We start from the raw sequence: 16,379 nt of genomic DNA on the forward strand, positions 1-16,379 counted from the left end.
CATGGAGACATGATCGAGAACAACGAAACCATCGACGAGTTTCTCGCCCGGCACACCTCCGACGTGGAGGAACTGGTCCGCGAGGCCGCGGCGAAGGAGATCGTGCCCCGCTGGCGGCGGCTCGCCGACCACGAGGTGGACCTCAAGGCCGGCCCGCACGACCTGGTGACGGACGCCGACCGCAACGCCGAGCTGTACCTCACGGACGCGCTCGCCGCCCTGCTGCCCGGTTCGGTCGTGGTCGGCGAGGAGGCGGTGCACGCCAATCCGGCGTCGTACGAGGCGATACGGGGCGAGGCGCCGGTGTGGATCGTCGACCCCGTCGACGGCACCCGCCAGTTCGTGCACGGTGACACCGGCTTCTGCACCCTGGTCGCCCTCGCACGGGGCGGAGTCGTGCACGCCTCCTGGACCTACGCCCCCGTCCGCGACCAGTTCGCCACGGCCGTACGGGGACGGGGCGCGCACCTCGACGGCGAGCGGCTGCGCGCGGGCTCCCCGGAACCCGGCCGCGATCTGCGCGTGGCCACCTCCCACCCGGACTACACCACGGACGAGCAGAAGCGCGCCCTGCTCGGCCTGTGGACGGACGGCGTGGCGCCCCGCGACTGCGGCTCGGCCGGCCTGGAGTACCTGGCCATCGCCCGCGGCGAGTCCGACGCGACCGCGTTCAGCTGGGAAGCCGCGTGGGACCACGCGGCCGGTCTGCTCCTCGTGGAGGAGGCGGGCGGCGCCCACCTCACCCGCACGGGCGAGCCCTTCGACATCAGGGGCGGCAACACCCTGCCCTTCACCGCGGCCCGCGACGCGGCCACGGCCCGCCGGGTGGTGGAACTGCTGGCGGACGGAGCCTGACACCGCCCCCGCCGGAGGCCCCGGGAGAGCGCCGGCGGCCCGGCATATCCTGATCCCCCAGTGGCCGTCGGCTGACGAAGGAGTCCGAAGGTGCCGTCGATGCTCGATGCGGTCGTGGTGGGCGCGGGGCCGAACGGGCTGACCGCTGCCGTCGAGTTGGCCCGGCGCGGCTTCTCGGTGGCCCTGTTCGAGGCGAAGGACACCGTCGGAGGCGGCGCCCGCACCGAGGAGCTCACCCTCCCCGGCTTCCGCCACGACCCGTGCTCCGCCGCCCACCCCCTCGCCGTCAGCTCACCAGCGTTCCGCGCCCTGCCCCTGGAACGCTACGGACTGCGGTGGCTGCACCCGGAACTCCCCATGGCGCACCCCTTCCCGGACGGCACGGCGGCCGTGCTGTCCCGGTCGGTCGGGGAGACGGCCGCCTCCTTCGGGCCGCGCGACGCCGGCGCCTACCGCCGCCTTGTCGAACCCTTCCTGCCCAAGTGGGACGTCCTGGCCCGCGACTTCATGTCGCTGCCGCTGACCGCGCTGCCCCGCGACCCGGTCACCCTCGCCCGCTTCGGCCTGGTCGGCCTGCCCCCGTCGACGTGGCTCACGCGCCGCTTCCGCGACGAACGGGCCCGAACCCTGTTCGCCGGCCTCGTCGCCCATGTCATGGCCCCCCTCGGAGGCTTCGCCACCGGCGCCGTCGGGCTGGTCTTCGCCCTCGCCGCGCACGCCCGCGGCTGGCCCGTCGCCCGGGGCGGCTCCCAGGCCGTCTCCGACGCCCTCGCCGCGTACCTCGAGGACCTCGGCGGCAGCATCCACACCGACTACGAGGTCAAGCGCCTCGACGACCTGCCGCCGGCTCGGGCGTACGTCTTCGACACCTCGCCCACCGCCCTGGCCCGCATCGCGGGCTTCGGCGGCCACTACGCGAACTACCGCTACGGTCCCGGCGTCTTCAAGATCGACTACGCGCTGGACGGCCCCGTGCCGTGGACCGCGCCTCAGGCCCGTACGGCCGGCACCGTGCAGATCGGTGCGGACAGCGACGAGATCGCCGCCGCCCTGCGCGCCGTCTCCCGCGAGGGCCGCGCCCCCGACGCGCCCTTCCTCATCACCGTGCAGCCCGGCGTCGCCGACCCCACCCGGGCCCCGGCCGGCAAGCACGTATTCTGGGCCTACGGGCATGTGCCGAACGGCTGGACCGGCGACCTCACCGACGCCATCGAGCGCCAACTGGAGCGCTACGCCCCCGGTTTCCGCGACCGCGTCCTGGCCCGCGCCACCGCGGGACCGCCCGAACTCGCCGCCCGCAACGCCAACTACGTCGGCGGCGACATCGCCTCCGGCGCGGCCTCCGGACTCCAGCTCCTGCTGCGCCCCGGACTCTCCCTGTTCCCCTACGCGACCCCGCATCCGGCCGTGTTCATCTGCTCGTCGGCCACCCCGCCCGGCCCCGGTGTGCACGGCATGTCGGGACACAACGCGGCGAAGGCCGTGTGGAGGAGGCTGCGCCGGACATGACCACCACGATCACGCTCGTCCAGGGCGACATCACCCACCACAGCGCCGACGCGATCGTCAACGCGGCCAACTCGTCCCTGCTCGGCGGGGGAGGCGTGGACGGCGCGATCCACCGCCGGGGCGGGCCGGAGATCCTGGCCGAATGCCGCGCCCTGCGGGCTTCCCGGTACGGCAAGGGCCTCCCCACCGGACAGGCGGTCGCCACCACCGCGGGCCGCCTCGACGCCCGCTGGGTGATCCACACCGTCGGCCCGGTGCACCAGGGACCGGACAGCGATCCCGCGCTGCTCGCCTCCTGCTACCGGGAGTCGCTGCGCGTGGCCGACGAGCTGGGAGCCCGGACGGTCGCGTTCCCGGCGATCTCCACCGGCGTGTACCGGTGGCCGATGGACGACGCGGCCCGCATCGCGGTGGAGACGGTGCGGAACACGCCGACCGCCGTCGAAGAGGTCAGGTTCGTCCTCTTCGACGACCGGGCGTACGAAGCGTTCGCCCGGCGACTCGGCTGACGGGAACCAGGGCGGGTTCGCGAAGGCCCCCGCAGCGGTGCGGTCGCCGCGCGCCCCTGGCGGGGGCGGACGCCCCCGGCGGCCGGCCCGCCTGTGAACCCGGTGTCCCCACCGCACGTCCCAAGCAGTGACGGAGTCGGCTCACGACGAGTCGCCCGTTCCCAAGGAGATCCCGTGCAGTCAGGACACCGGCACGGCACCGCCGCCCGGCCCTTCCCCACCGCCGTCCTCGTGCTGCTCGTCGCCAGTGCCGCCCGGCGGGCGCCGAGGCCGCCGCGGCCCCGGTCGCGCCACCGGCGGGACCCGTCGGCGTGCCGTGGGACGGCGAGAAGATGACCAGGAGGAGACGCGCGGGGGCCGGTGGGGTGACGTCCCGGACGCCTTGCCGGTCATCTGACCCCACTACGGTGCCGCAGTGGCCGTGAACCGATCCGATTCCGTCGTCGTGGAGGCGAGGACGCGGCGCCACGCGCGCTGTGGTGCTCGGTGGGAACGGGGACGGCGCGAGGCCGGCCCATCCGTTCCCCTGCGGCCCGGAGCCGTACCCCCGGCCGGGCGGACAGCCGACCGCCGGGCGCTGAGGGGGCGACCGCCCCGGACCGTGTCGTGCCCGTCCCCCCAGGGGGAGGCCTGGGGCGTTCCGCACCCGGCACCGCGCCCCGGCCGCAGGGCGCCGCGAGCATGCGGCCGTCATGCGGCGGACAACCGTGAGACCGAAGGAGAACGAGCAATGTCACGGCAGAACAGGCCGGTCGGCGGCGAGTCCGCCCGTCCGGCCGGCACCGACGGCGGGTCACCGGTCCGTCGAGCGGTGGTGCTGTCCCCGGTGGGCGACGACGTGGAGCAGGCCGTGCTGCGGCCCGCCCCGCGCCGCGGCGCGGCCACCGCGAGCGCCACCGCCGCCGTCGTCGAAGGCGCCGCGAGGGCCGACGGGACCGGCCGGGGCGGGACGGAAACCCCCTCCACCGCCACCGCCACCGCTGGGGCCGGGACGGCCTCGGCCGCGAACGGGCCGAAGGCGCGGGAAGAGGCCGCGGAACCGGGCACGGACCGCGGGGAACGGCCGGAGGCGGCGGCGAGCACCGCCACGTCGGCCCGCACCGCAGCCTCCTCGTCCGGACTGGCTGCCGCACTCGGCGGCGCCCGCGGGGCCGGGAGGGAAAGCGGCGACGGCGACGGTGCGCCGGGGCGGCCGAAGGCCCCCGTGCTGGCCGCCGCAGGGATCGCCGGGGTGATCCTGCTCGCCGTACCGCTGCTGGTCATGACCGGTGGCGACCGCGACGAGCGACCCGGGGGACGAGCCGACGCGGCTGCCGACTCCCGGGCGCTGCTCGACGGTCGGGAGGAACAGCAGCAGCCGGGCGTCTACGCCGCGGAGCCCTCGAAGGACGACGCTCCGGCGGACTCGTCGAAGGGCGGGGAAGGCGACGACGAGAAGGACGGGAGGAAGACGGAGGACGGGAGGAGGGCGGAGGGCGGCAAGGAGGAGGCGAAGGGCGACGGCAAGGCGTCCCCGGACGGCTCCGGCTCCGTCACCGGCGCAAGCCCGCAGGCCGTCACGGAGGGGAAGAAGGAGGAGGACGCGGCGAAGGAGCCGGTCCGGCAGGCCGAGAGGAAGGCGGACACGACGGTCACCGTCGCCACCGCCCGGATCGTCAGCGCCGACACCGGCAAGTGCCTCACCGCGAGTTCCCGGAGGGCCGGGGCGGAACTGGTCATCCAGCCCTGTGGAGCCTCGGCAGGCACCCAGACCTGGTCCTTCCACAACACCGACAGGACCCTGCGCATCGGTGAGGACCTGTGCATGGGGCTGGACGGTGGGTCGGTGGAGAAGGAAACGGCCGTCCTGCTGCAGCGGTGCGACGGGTCGAGCGGACAGAAGTTCAAGATCAACAGCACCGAGGACCTGGTGTCGCTCAAGGCCGGCGACAAGTGCGTCGACGTGTGGTGGGGCAAGGAGGCCGACGGCACGCCGGTCAAGCTGTGGCCCTGCACCGGCACCGCCAACCAGACCTGGCGGCGCGGCTGATCCCGTCCCCCGGGCGCTCCCGCGCCGGTGACTCCTCACCGCCGCGGACCGGCGCCGTACGGGGCGCCGTGAGGCACCCTCCGGCTGCGGGGAGACGGGTGCACGTCCGTGGCGCGACCGGGCCGTTCCGGACGGGGGACACCCGGAGGCGCCGGTCGAACCACCAGGAACGAACAGAGTCCGACGAGGTCATTGCTTCGTTTGTGTCCGAGTCCTAGGGTGTGGCTGGCTCGGTAGTCGCTCCGTCACCAGCAGTTGTGATCCCCTCCTTGACGCGACGCCGTTCCCTCGGCGGCGCGTCGAGGAGGAGTCCGACGTGCCCTCAGTCCGTGCAGTGCTCTGTCGTACCGAGGAAGGCCACGGTCATGCCGCACCCGCACACGTCCCCCGCCGGCCGGTCCCCCCACGGGGGACCGCCGGTCGTCAGCCGCCGACGCCTCCTGGAGTCCGGCGCCGCCGTGCTCGGCGCCCTCGCCCTGTCCGCTTCGCCCGTCGCCGCGCACGCGGCCGGCCGGCGGGCGGCGGCCGACGCGCCCCCGGAGTGGAACGACTTCGGCGTCTTCCGGCTCGGCACCCAGCCGCCACACACCACGCTCATGCCGTACGCGGACGTGCGCCAGGCCCTCGCCGCCGACCGCACCCGCTCGCCCTACCGGATCGGCCTCGACGGCACCTGGAAGTTCGCCTACGCCGACCGTCCCGAGGACCGGGACGCCGACTTCCACCGCACCGACACCGACGACGGCGACTGGGACACCATCCCGGTCCCGTCCGTGTGGCAGCTGCACGGCCACGACTTCCCCGTCTACCTGAACATCACCTATCCGTACTGGGGTCCCAACGGCCGCGGCGAGGACCCGCGGCCGCCCGCCGCCCCGACCCGGTACAACCCGGTCGGCCAGTACCGGCGCACCTTCACCGTCCCGCGCGACTGGACGGGCCGCCGCACCTTCCTCCACTTCGAGGGCGTCAAGTCCGCCCACTACGTGTGGATCAACGGCGAACTGGTCGGCTACGACGAGGACTCCTACACGCCCTCCGAGTACGACATCACCGACCACCTCAGGTCCGGCACCAACCAGATCGCCGTCGAGGTGTACCGCTACGCCGACGGCGACTGGCTGGAGGACCAGGACATGATCCGGCTGAGCGGCATCTTCCGCTCGGTCTACCTGTACTCCACCCCGGCCGTGCACCTGCGCGACTTCAAGCTGGACACCCCGCTGAACGGCACGTACACACAGGCCGAACTGGCGGTCACCGCGAGCGTGCGGGCGTACGGCGGCGACGGGGCGGGCCGGTACACCGTCGAGACCCGGCTGTACGACGCGCGCGGGCACGCCGTCTGGTCCCGTCCGCTCGAGCAGAGCGCCGACCTCGGCACGGCCGGCGCCGGCGAGGACGTCACCGTACGGGCCTCGAAGGCCGTACCGGAGCCCCGGCTGTGGTCGGCCGAGCACCCGGAGCTCTACACGGCCGTCCTCAGGCTCCGCGACCCGGCCGGCGAGGTGGTCGAGACCCTGTCCCACCGCGTCGGCTTCCGCGAGTTCGCCATCGAGGACGGACTGATGCGGATCAACGGCAAGCCCGTCTCCTTCCGCGGCACCAACCGTCACGAGATGCACCCGGCCCGCGGCACCGCCCTCACCCGCGAGGACCTGGTCGAGGACATCACGCTCATCAAGCGGATGAACATGAACTCCGTCCGCACCTCGCACTACCCCAACAACCCGCTGTGGTACGAACTCGCCGACGAGTACGGCCTCTACCTGGTCGACGAGACCAACCTCGAGACCCACGGCGTCCGTTCCGAGTACCCGGGCGACCACCCGCAGTGGACGGCGGCCTGCGTCGCCCGTGCCCGGAACATGGTCCACCGCGACAAGAACCACGCCTCGGTGGTCATCTGGTCGCTCGGCAACGAGGCCGGTGGCGGCACCACCTTCACCGCCATGCACGACTGGATCCGCTCCTACGACCCCACCCGCGTCATCCAGTACGAGGGCGACGACCGGCCGGGGATCAGCGACATCCGCTCGAGGATGTACGAGAGCCCCGCGCGTGTCGAGCAGCGGGCGAAGGACACCGCCGACACCCGGCCGTACGTCATGATCGAGTACTCCCACGCGATGGGGAACTCCAACGGCAACTTCAGGAAGTACTGGGACGTCGTCCGCCGCCACGACGTCCTCCAGGGCGGCTGGATCTGGGACTTCGCCGACCAGTCCCTCTACGCGCCCGTCCCCGCCCGCACCCTGCTCACCGAGGCCGGACCGGCCGGCCTGCGCGGCGAGATCCTCGCCGCCCGCGGCGGCCTCGACCGTGACAAGGGCCTGTCCGGCATCACGGTCTTCGAACGCGACGACAGCCTCGACCTCACGGGTTCGCTGACCCTGGAGGCGTGGATCACCCCCGGCGTGACGGGTTACCACCAGCCCGTCCTCACCAAGGGCGACACCCAGTACGCGCTCAAGCAGACCGACGGCACCCTGGAGTTCTTCATCCACTCCGGCGGTCAGTGGATTACCGCGAGCTGGACGCTGCCGGACGACTGGACCGGCCGCGAACACCACGTGGCGGGCGTCTTCGACGCGGACACCGGGACGCTGACCCTGTACGCCGACGGTGCGGTGAGGGGGACCCGGACCACCACCCGGCGCCCCGGCAGCACCACCGCGCCGCTCGCCCTCGCGTCCGACGCCGACAACCAGACCCGGGAGTTCAGCGGCACTGTCCGCCGCGCCCGCGTCTACGCGCGTGCCCTCACCGCCGCCGAACTGGCCTCGGACGACCGGGGACCCGGCGACGACGGTGTGCGGTTCTGGTTCGACGCCGCCACCGTCGAGGCCGTGACGAAGCGGCCCCCGGACAGGAGGTTCCTCGCCTACGGCGGCGACTGGGGCGACAACCCCAACGACGGGGCCTTCCTCGCGGACGGCATCGTCACCGCCGACCGCGGCCACACCGGCAAGGCCGCCGAGGTCAAGCGCGTCTACCAGGCGATCGGCGCCGCCCGCACCTTCGACGGCGGCGCCCCCGGCGCGGTCACCCTCACCAACGAGTACCTGTTCACCGGCCTCCGCGATTTCGACGGGCGCTGGGAGCTCGTCGCCGACGGCGAGGTCGTACGGAGGGGACGGCTGACCCGGGACCAGCTGGACGTGCCGCCGCTGTCCGGGAAGGACATCACCCTGCCCGTGCGCCTGCCGAAAAACCCGGCCCCGGGTACGGAGTACTTCCTCCACCTCTCCTTCACCACACGGGAGTCCACGAAGTGGGCCGAGGCGGGCTTCGAGGTGGCCCGGCAACAGCTCCCGCTCGGCGCCGCGAGCCCGGCCGTGACCCCGGTGCCCCTGTCGCGCGTCCCGGCCCTGCGCCACGAGGAGCGCGAGAGGGACGTCCGGATCACCGGCAAGGGCTTCTCGGTCACCGTCGACAAGGGCAGCGGCACCATCACCTCCTACGAGGCGATGGGCGCCCGCCTGATCACCTCCGGGCCGGTGCCCAACTTCTGGCGGGCGCCCACCGACAACGACCGCGGCAACGGCCAGCACATCCGCAACCGGACCTGGCGCGACGCCGGCGCCCGGCGGAAGGTCACCGACGTCGCCGTGCGGGCCCTCGGCGGGCGGGCCGTCGAGATCACGGTCCGCGGCACGCTGCCCACCACCGTGGAGTCGGCGTACACCACCGCCTACACGGTGTTCGGCAACGGCGAGATCAAGGTCGACAACACCCTGCACCCGGGCGCGGCGAACCTGCCGTACATCCCGGAGGTCGGCACGCTGCTGTTCCTGCCGCGCCGCCTGGACCGCCTGCACTACTACGGCCGCGGCCCCGAGGAGAACCACTGGGACCGCAACACCGGTACCGACGTGGGCCGTCACAGGTCGACCGTGGCCGGCCAGTGGACCCCCTACATCCGCCCGCAGGAGAACGGCAACAGGACCGACGTCCGCTGGGCCGCCCTGACCGACGGCGGCGGGCGCGGCCTGCTGGTGTCGGGCGAACCCCTCCTGGAGATCAACGCCTCCCACTTCACCCCCGAGGACCTGTCGGCCGGCGTCCGGCACGACTACCAGCTGACGCCGCGGGACGCGGTCGTCCTGCGGGTCAACCACCGCCAGATGGGCGTCGGCGGCGACGACAGCTGGGGCGCGCACACCCACGACGAGTTCAAGCTCTTCGCCGACCGCGACTACGCGTACACCTACCGCCTGCGCCCGCTGTCGGACGTGGACGGGGCGACGGCGGCCTCGCGCCGGCCCACGGCGACCGAGTAGGGGAGGACACACTCCCGGGAGCCCGGGGTAACCGGGCTCCCATGGGTGACATTCTGGTCGGGGCCTGTTCGTGGACGGACCGCATGCTCGTGGCGAGCGGCTGGTACCCGCGCGGCCGGCGGGGCGCCGAGGGGCGGCTGCGGCACTACGCCTCCAGGCTGCCCGTCGTCGAGGTGGACTCCGGCTACTACGCGTTGCCCCGCCGCCGCAACAGCGAGCTGTGGGTGGAGCGCACGCCGGACGGGTTCCGCTTCGACGTCAAGGCGTTCTCGCTGCTGACCGGCCACCCCACCCGGCCGCAGGCGCTCCCCGCCGACCTGCGGGACCGGCCGGTGGACGGCGCCCTGCTGGACGAGGTGTGGGGGAGGTTCGCGGAGGCGGTCGAGCCGCTGCGCGCGGCCGGGCGGCTGGGCGCCGTACTGTTCCAGTTCCCGCCCTGGTTCGCGCCCGGCGCCCCGGCCGAGCGGACGTTGGAGGAGTGCGCGCAGCGCACGGCCGGCTGGCCGCTCGCCGTCGAGTTCCGGCATCCGGCGTGGTGGGAGGCGGGGCGTGCCGAGGACACCCTCGCGCTGCTGTCCGCGCTGGACGCGACGGCCGTCGGCGTGGACATGGCCCAGGGGCTCACCGGCTCCCTGCCGCCCGTCGCGCCCGTCAGCCGCCCCGCCCTCGCCGTCGTGCGGTTCCACGGCCGCAACAGGGCGTGGGGGAGGGGCAGCAAGGAGGACCGCTTCCGCCACGACTACGACGCGGCCGAGCTCGCCGCCTGGGTCCCCCGGCTGCGCCGCGCGGCACAGCGGACGGACGAGCTGCACGTGCTGTTCAACAACTGCTGCGCGGACGCCGCCGTACGCGCCGCCGAGACCATGCGGGAGCTGCTCACCCGGCCGTGTCGCTGATCCCCAGCCGCAGGTGCTCCACGTGGTAGACGGCCTGGTCGAGCAGTCCGGCGACATGGTCGTCGTGCAGCGCGTACACCACGGAGCGGCCCCGGCGCTCGCCGACCACCAGGCCCAGATTGCGCAGCAGCCGCAGCTGGTGCGAGCAGGCCGACTGCTCCATGCCCACCTCCGCCGCCAGCTCCGTGGCGGGCAGCGGGCCCTCGCGCAGCCGGGCGAGGATCAGCAGCCGGGAGGGCGTGGACAGGGCCTGGAGCGTGGTGGCGACCTTCGCGACGTTGTCCGCGTCCAGGCGAACCCGCTCGGCGTCGTCTCGCGGGATGACGGCTCCATGACCCATGCGGACATCCTACTCATCGCATATGAACGCATGAATGAGTCTTCATGTGTTCCTGTATGGTGGCCGGGTGTCCGTGACTCTCGCCCCCGCGCCCCGGTCGTCCGCCGACGCCCCGCCGACGCGCCGCCGCACCCGTGTCCTCGCCCTCCCGGAAGCGCGGTGGGCGCTCGCCTCGCTCGTCGCCTTCCTGGCCGGGCTCGCCGCCGATCTCGGCGGTGCGCCGTCCTGGGCCGGCGGGGCCCTGTACGCCGTCGCCTATGCGTGCGGCGGCTGGGAACCGGCCCTCGAGGGACTGCGCGCACTGCGCGGGAAGACCCTCGACGTCGACCTGCTGATGATCGTCGCCGCGCTGGGCGCCGCCGCGATCGGACAGGTCCTCGACGGCGCCCTGCTCATCGTCATCTTCGCCACCTCCGGCGCCCTGGAGGCACTGGCCACCGCCCGCACCGCCGACTCCGTACGCGGTCTGCTCGACCTCGCGCCCACGACGGCGACCCGTGTGACCGAGCGCGGCGAGGAGACCGTGCCCACCGCCGAACTCGCCGTCGGCGACGTCCTGCTGGTCCGCCCCGGGGAACGCATCGGCGCCGACGGCACCGTCCTGGACGGCGTGAGCGAGGCCGACCAGGCCACCATCACCGGTGAGTCCCTGCCGGTCGTCAAACACCCCGGCGACGACGTCTTCGCCGGCACGCTCAACGGCACCGGCGCCCTGCGCGTCCGGGTCGGCCGCGACCCGGAGGACTCGGTGATCGCCCGCATCGTCGCCCTGGTCGAGGAGGCCTCCCGCACCAAGGCGCCGACCCAGCTCTTCATCGAGAAGATCGAGCAGCGGTACGCCGTCGGCGTGGTCGTCGCCACCCTCGCGGTGTTCGGCGTCCCGCTCGCCTTCGGCGAGAACCTCACCGACGCCCTGCTCCGGGCCATGACCTTCATGATCGTCGCCTCGCCGTGCGCGGTCGTCCTCGCCACCATGCCGCCCCTGCTCTCCGCCATCGCCAACGCCGGCCGCCACGGCGTCCTCGTCAGGTCGGCGGTTGCCATGGAACGCCTCGGCGAGATCGACGCGACGGCCCTCGACAAGACCGGCACCCTCACCGAGGGCGCCCCCGAGGTGACCGCCGTGCGCCCGCTGCCCGGCTCCGGCCTGGACGAGGACGCCCTCCTCGCCCTGGCCGCCTCGGCCGAGCACTCCAGCGAGCACCCGCTGGCCCGCGCCGTGGTGAGCGCCGCCCAGGACCGCGGCCTGCCCCTCGCCCCCGCCACGGAGTTCACCGCCGCACCCGGCCGCGGCATCACCGCCACGGTCAACGGGACCGTGGTGACCGTCGGACGCGCCGACCCCGCGGAGGCGGAGCACGGCGAGACCCTCGTCCGCGTCACCTGCGACGGCGCCCCCGTCGGAACCCTCGCCCTCACCGACCGCCTCCGCCCCGACGCCCCGGCCGCCGCCTCCGCCCTGACGACCCTCACCGGCGCCGCCCCCACCCTCCTGACCGGCGACAACGTCCACGCCGCCGCCCGCGTCGCCACCGCGACCGGCCTCACGGACATCCGCGCCGGCCTCCTCCCCGAGGACAAGGCGCACGCCGTACGGGACCTCCAGACGGCCGGCCGCAAGGTGCTCTTCGTCGGCGACGGCGTCAACGACGCGCCCGCCCTCGCCACCGCCCACGCCGGCATCGCCATGGGCCGCGCGGGCTCCGACCTGGCCCTGGAGACGGCGGACGCGGTCGTCGTACGCGACGAACTCGCGGCCGTCCCCGCGGTCGTGCGGCTCTCCCGCACCGCCCGCCGGCTCGTGGTGCAGAACCTCGTCATCGCGGGCACGGCCATCACCGGCCTCGTCCTGTGGGACCTCACCGGCCACCTTCCCCTGCCGCTCGGCGTCGCCGGCCACGAGGGCTCCACCGTGCTGGTCGGCCTGAACGGGCTGCGGCTGCTCCGCGAGTCGGCCTGGCGATCCGGGCAGCCGCAGGACACGTGACGTCGATGTCGGATTCCTGCCAGACCCGGATGCCGGCCGTGCCCGATCCTTGAGGCATGCAGAAGGGGATGCACACCGACACCGAGCGCTGCGTGCGCGCCGTGCAGTCGAAGGACGCGCGGTTCGACGGCTGGTTCTTCACCGCCGTCCTGACCACCGGCATCTACTGCCGGCCCAGCTGCCCGGTGGTTCCGCCCAAGGCCGGGAACATGGTCTTCCACCCGAGCGCGGCGGCCTGCCAGCAGGCCGGGTTCCGGGCCTGCAAACGCTGCCGGCCCGACACCAGCCCCGGCTCACCGGAGTGGGACCAGCGGGCCGACGCGGTGGCCCGTGCCATGCGGCTGATCGCCGACGGCGTCGTCGACCGCGAGGGCGTGCCCGGTCTCGCCGCCCGGCTCGGCTACAGCACCCGGCAGGTCGAACGCCAACTGCTCGCCGAGCTGGGCGCGGGCCCCCTCGCGCTCGCCCGGGCCCAGCGCGCCCGGACCGCGCGGCTGCTCATCGAGACGACGGACCTGCCGATGGCACAGATCGCCTTCGCGGCCGGCTTCTCCTCCGTCCGCGCCTTCAACGACACCGTCCGCGAGGTCTACGCGCTCGCCCCGGGCGAACTGCGCACCCGGGCACCGGGGAACACCCCCCTCACCACCCCCGGAGTGCTCTGCCTGCGCCTGCCGTTCCGCGCCCCGCTCAACCCCGGCAACCTCTTCGGCCACCTCGCCGCGACCGCCGTACCCGGCGTGGAGGAGTGGCGGGACGGCGCCTACCGGCGCACCCTGCGCCTGCCGTACGGCCACGGCGTCGTGGCGCTCACCCCGCACCCCGACCACATCGCCTGCCGCCTCTCCCTCGGCGACCCCCGCGACCTCACCGTCGCCATCAGCCGCTGCCGCCGCCTGCTCGACCTGGACGCCGACCCGGTCGCCGTCGACGAGCAGCTGCGCGCGGACCCGGTCCTCGCACCCCTCGTCGACAAGGCACCCGGCCGCCGCGTGCCGCGCACGGTCGACGCGGCGGAGTTCGCCGTCCGGGCCGTCCTCGGCCAGCAGGTCTCCACGGCCGCCGCCCGCACCCACGCGGCCCGCCTGGTCACCGCGCACGGCACACCGGTGGACGACCCCGAGGGCGGCCTCACCCACCTCTTCCCGTCCCCCGGAGCGCTGGCCGAGCTCGACCCCGAGACCCTCGCCATGCCCCGTACCCGCCGCACCACGTTCACCACGCTCGTACGTCGGCTCGCCGACGGCGACCTCCACCTGGGCGCCGACAGCGACTGGCCCGAGACCCGCGCCCTGCTCCTCGCCCTCCCCGGCTTCGGCCCCTGGACGGCCGACGTCATCGCCATGCGCGCCCTCGGCGATCCCGACGCCTTCCTCCCCACCGACCTCGGCGTCCGCCGCGCCGCCCGCGAACTGGGCCTGCCCTCCACCCCGGCCGCCCTCACCGCACGCGCGGCGGCCTGGCGGCCCTGGCGGGCGTACGCGGTCCAGTACCTGTGGGCGACGGACAGCCACCCCGTCAACTTCCTGCCGGCATGAAGGAACCAGGGACCCCAAGCCGATGAAGCAGCACACCGTGACCGACAGCCCCTACGGCCCGCTGACGCTCGTCGCCGACGACGGCGTCCTGTGCGGCCTCTACATGACCGATCAGCGCCACCGCCCACCGGAGGAGGCCTTCGGAGCCCCCGACGACACCCCCTTCGCCGAGACGGAGGAACAGCTGGAGGCGTACTTCGCGGGCGAGCTGAAGGAGTTCACCCTCGAACTCCGCCTGCACGGCACCCCGTTCCAACGCCGGGTCTGGGAGCAGCTGGCGTGCATCCCCTACGGCGAGACCCGCACCTACGGCCAACTCGCGGACACCCTCGGCAACCCCAAGGCCTCCCGCGCGGTCGGCCTCGCCAACGGCCGCAACCCGGTCGGCATCATCGTGCCCTGCCACCGCGTCATCGGCGCGAGCGGCGGCCTCACCGGCTACGGCGGCGGCCTGGAGCGCAAACAGCGCCTGCTGGACTTCGAACGCGGAACCGCCTTGTTCTAGGCGGCGTTCTAGGCGGCGATCCGGCGCAGCAGCCCGGGCAGTGAGGTGCCGATCGGCTCACGGATCACCTCGTCGGCGAGGTCGTCGTACGGGGTGGGCTCCGCGTTGACGACGATCAGGCGGGCTCCGTGGCCGGCGGCCACCTCCGCGAGTCCGGCGGCGGGGTGGACCTGGAGGCTGGTGCCCGCGGCGACGAACACGGTGCACGCCTTGCTGATCGCCGCCGCCTCGCCGAGCACCACGGGATCGAGGTGCTCGCCGAACATCACCGTCGCCGGCTTGAGGATGCCGCCGCACTCCGGACACGGCGGATCGTCCTCACCGGCCTCGACCCGGGCGAGGGCGTCCTCCATCGAACCCCGCGCACGGCACTCGGTGCACACCACGCTCCGCACCGTGCCGTGGAGTTCGAGCACCTTGCGGTCCGGCATCCCGGCGAGCTGGTGCAGCCCGTCCACGTTCTGCGTGATCACCCGCACCGGCACGCCCGAGCGCTCCAGCTCGACCACGGCGCGGTGCGCGGTGTTCGGCTCGACGGCGAGCGCGAAGTTCGCGCGCCGCATCCGCCAGGAGCGGCGGCGGATCTCCGGGTCGCCCATGTAGTACTCGTACGTCACGAGCTTCTCGGCCCCGGGATCACGGCGCCACAGTCCGTTCGGCCCGCGGTAGTCGGGGATGCCGGAGTCCGTGCTGACACCGGCACCGGTGAGAAGGGCGACGAGAGGCTTGCTCATGCGGCCGAGGGTAGGCCGCGGGGCACCGGCCCGGCGAGCGGATATCGCCCCGCGTCGGCTCAGCGCACCCGGTACCCGTCCTCCAGCTCCGCGGTGCCCGAACCCTCGGCGAGGACGTCCAGCGCGGCCGACACCCGGCGGCCCAGGGAGCCGTGGAGGTACTCGGCCAGCTCCCCGCGCGGCACCAGCCGCCAGGACAGCAGCTCCGACTCCTGCAGCCGGATCGCCGCGAGGTCGTCCGCGCCGAGCACGCCACCGTCGTACAGGTACGCCACCACCGGCGGCCGGCCCGGCCCGCGCACCCAGTCCACCGCCAGCAGCCGCCCCGGCTTCCGGTCCAGCCCGATCTCCTCGGCCGTCTCCCGCCGCGCCCCCTCCCGCGGGCTCTCCCCGTCGTCCGACTCGACCGTCCCGCCGGGCAGCACCCACCCCTCCCGGTAGTTCGGCTCGACGAGCAGCACCCGCCCCTGCGCGTCCCGCAGGAGGACGGCGGCGCCGGCGAGGACACGGGGGAGGGAGGCGATGTAGGCGGCGTAGTCCTGGACGGGTTCGGTGGTGGTCATGCCCGGAAGGGTAACCGCGGCGCCGGGCGCCGCCGCGGGGACGGAGCCGGGCCCGCGGGGCGCACGGCAGCACACGTCGGTGCCCGGACGACGCCGGAGGCGCACGCACCTGCTCGGTACTGAAGGCGAAGCCGTGGGTCTCCAGCAGGCCGAGGCCGAGGATCGCGTAGTCGACGTCGTCGTCCCGGCAGCTGCCGTGGACGCGGCCGCGGACGCAGGACCGCCACTCGGGGCGCAGGTCGAGGCCCTCGCTCCCGGTCGGCGGACCGGGGAGGTAGTCGGTCAGGGGGAGGGCGTCCGTCCGCCGCAGGTAGCGGTCGATGCGCTCACGCGTCCACACCTCGCCCTGCTCCACCGGTTTGCCGAGCATGTTGCCCGTGATCCGGCCCAGCCGGCCCCCGAGGACGCGGTCGGCGAGTCCCGGCCCCGTGTGCACAGTGCCCATGGGACCCGGTCTACCCGGTCCGGGGTGGTTCCACGGGCTGTTCCACGGGCTGGGCAGGGCATGGCGGCCGCCGTGCCCGACGGTTAAGGTCACAGCGGCGCGACTGGCCTTGACATGTGCGCGAGGCCCGGAGAACGAGGGGAATGCAAGTGGCGGACGCTGCAGGGAGCGGCACTCGTACGACGC

12 protein-coding genes are annotated in these 16,379 nt (G+C 74.1%); 9 read left to right on the top strand and 3 right to left on the bottom strand.

Features of this window, described 5'->3' with window-relative positions:
* Window positions 1-9: 9 nt before the first annotated feature.
* The 6 genes from KYY02_RS20830 to KYY02_RS20855 all read left to right on the top strand — a co-directional run bounded on the left by KYY02_RS20830 (window position 10) and on the right by KYY02_RS20855 (window position 10,081).
* Window positions 10-855, top strand: a complete 846-nt coding sequence (locus KYY02_RS20830) for an inositol monophosphatase family protein (protein WP_371240039.1) — start codon at window positions 10-12, stop codon at window positions 853-855.
* A 99-nt stretch (window positions 856-954) separates the two neighbouring features.
* On the top strand, window positions 955-2,364 hold the full coding sequence (locus KYY02_RS20835) for a phytoene desaturase family protein (protein WP_371240041.1): 1,410 nt from the start codon (window positions 955-957) through the stop codon (window positions 2,362-2,364).
* On the top strand, window positions 2,361-2,873 hold the full coding sequence (locus KYY02_RS20840; protein WP_371240043.1) for an O-acetyl-ADP-ribose deacetylase: 513 nt from the start codon (window positions 2,361-2,363) through the stop codon (window positions 2,871-2,873). Before KYY02_RS20835 ends, KYY02_RS20840 begins: the two co-directional genes overlap by 4 nt.
* 730 nt (window positions 2,874-3,603) lie before the next feature.
* Window positions 3,604-4,902, top strand: coding sequence for an RICIN domain-containing protein (locus tag KYY02_RS20845; RefSeq protein ID WP_371240045.1), 1,299 nt, complete (start codon window positions 3,604-3,606; stop codon window positions 4,900-4,902).
* A gap of 365 nt (window positions 4,903-5,267) precedes the next feature.
* The gene (locus KYY02_RS20850; protein ID WP_371240047.1) at window positions 5,268-9,185 is read left to right on the top strand and encodes a glycoside hydrolase family 2 TIM barrel-domain containing protein; all 3,918 of its coding nucleotides are present in this window, start codon (window positions 5,268-5,270) and stop codon (window positions 9,183-9,185) included.
* 41 nt (window positions 9,186-9,226) lie between these two features.
* Window positions 9,227-10,081, top strand: coding sequence for a DUF72 domain-containing protein (locus tag KYY02_RS20855; protein ID WP_371240049.1), 855 nt, complete (start codon window positions 9,227-9,229; stop codon window positions 10,079-10,081).
* Here the strand turns inward: KYY02_RS20855 and KYY02_RS20860 are convergent.
* Complete coding sequence (locus KYY02_RS20860; RefSeq protein WP_371240051.1) at window positions 10,062-10,421, bottom strand: ArsR/SmtB family transcription factor; 360 nt, start codon at window positions 10,419-10,421, stop codon at window positions 10,062-10,064. The two genes, KYY02_RS20855 and KYY02_RS20860, sit on opposite strands and share 20 nt — an antisense overlap.
* 34 nt (window positions 10,422-10,455) lie before the next feature.
* Here KYY02_RS20860 and KYY02_RS20865 point away from each other — a divergent pair, with 34 nt between their 5' ends.
* The 3 genes from KYY02_RS20865 (at window position 10,456) to KYY02_RS20875 (ending at window position 14,451) form a co-directional block, all read left to right on the top strand.
* Window positions 10,456-12,408 (top strand): heavy metal translocating P-type ATPase, encoded by a 1,953-nt coding sequence (locus KYY02_RS20865; RefSeq protein ID WP_371240053.1) that lies wholly within the window; start codon window positions 10,456-10,458, stop codon window positions 12,406-12,408.
* Between the two features lie 68 nt (window positions 12,409-12,476).
* Window positions 12,477-13,946, top strand: coding sequence for an AlkA N-terminal domain-containing protein (locus KYY02_RS20870; RefSeq protein WP_371240111.1), 1,470 nt, complete (start codon window positions 12,477-12,479; stop codon window positions 13,944-13,946).
* Window positions 13,947-13,968: 22 nt separating this feature from the next.
* Window positions 13,969-14,451: a methylated-DNA--[protein]-cysteine S-methyltransferase gene (locus tag KYY02_RS20875; RefSeq protein WP_371240055.1), complete on the top strand. Its 483-nt coding sequence runs from the start codon at window positions 13,969-13,971 to the stop codon at window positions 14,449-14,451.
* An 8-nt stretch (window positions 14,452-14,459) separates the two neighbouring features.
* Here the strand turns inward: KYY02_RS20875 and KYY02_RS20880 are convergent, their stop codons facing one another.
* The gene (locus KYY02_RS20880) at window positions 14,460-15,185 is read right to left on the bottom strand and encodes an SIR2 family NAD-dependent protein deacylase (RefSeq protein ID WP_371240057.1); all 726 of its coding nucleotides are present in this window, start codon (window positions 15,183-15,185) and stop codon (window positions 14,460-14,462) included.
* Window positions 15,186-15,244: 59 nt separating this feature from the next.
* Window positions 15,245-15,748 (bottom strand): NUDIX domain-containing protein, encoded by a 504-nt coding sequence (locus KYY02_RS20885; RefSeq protein WP_371240059.1) that lies wholly within the window; start codon window positions 15,746-15,748, stop codon window positions 15,245-15,247.
* Window positions 15,749-16,379 lie beyond the last annotated feature (631 nt).

This window comes from Streptomyces pimonensis (assembly GCF_041380215.1).
GTDB lineage: Bacteria > Actinomycetota > Actinomycetes > Streptomycetales > Streptomycetaceae > Streptomyces > Streptomyces pimonensis.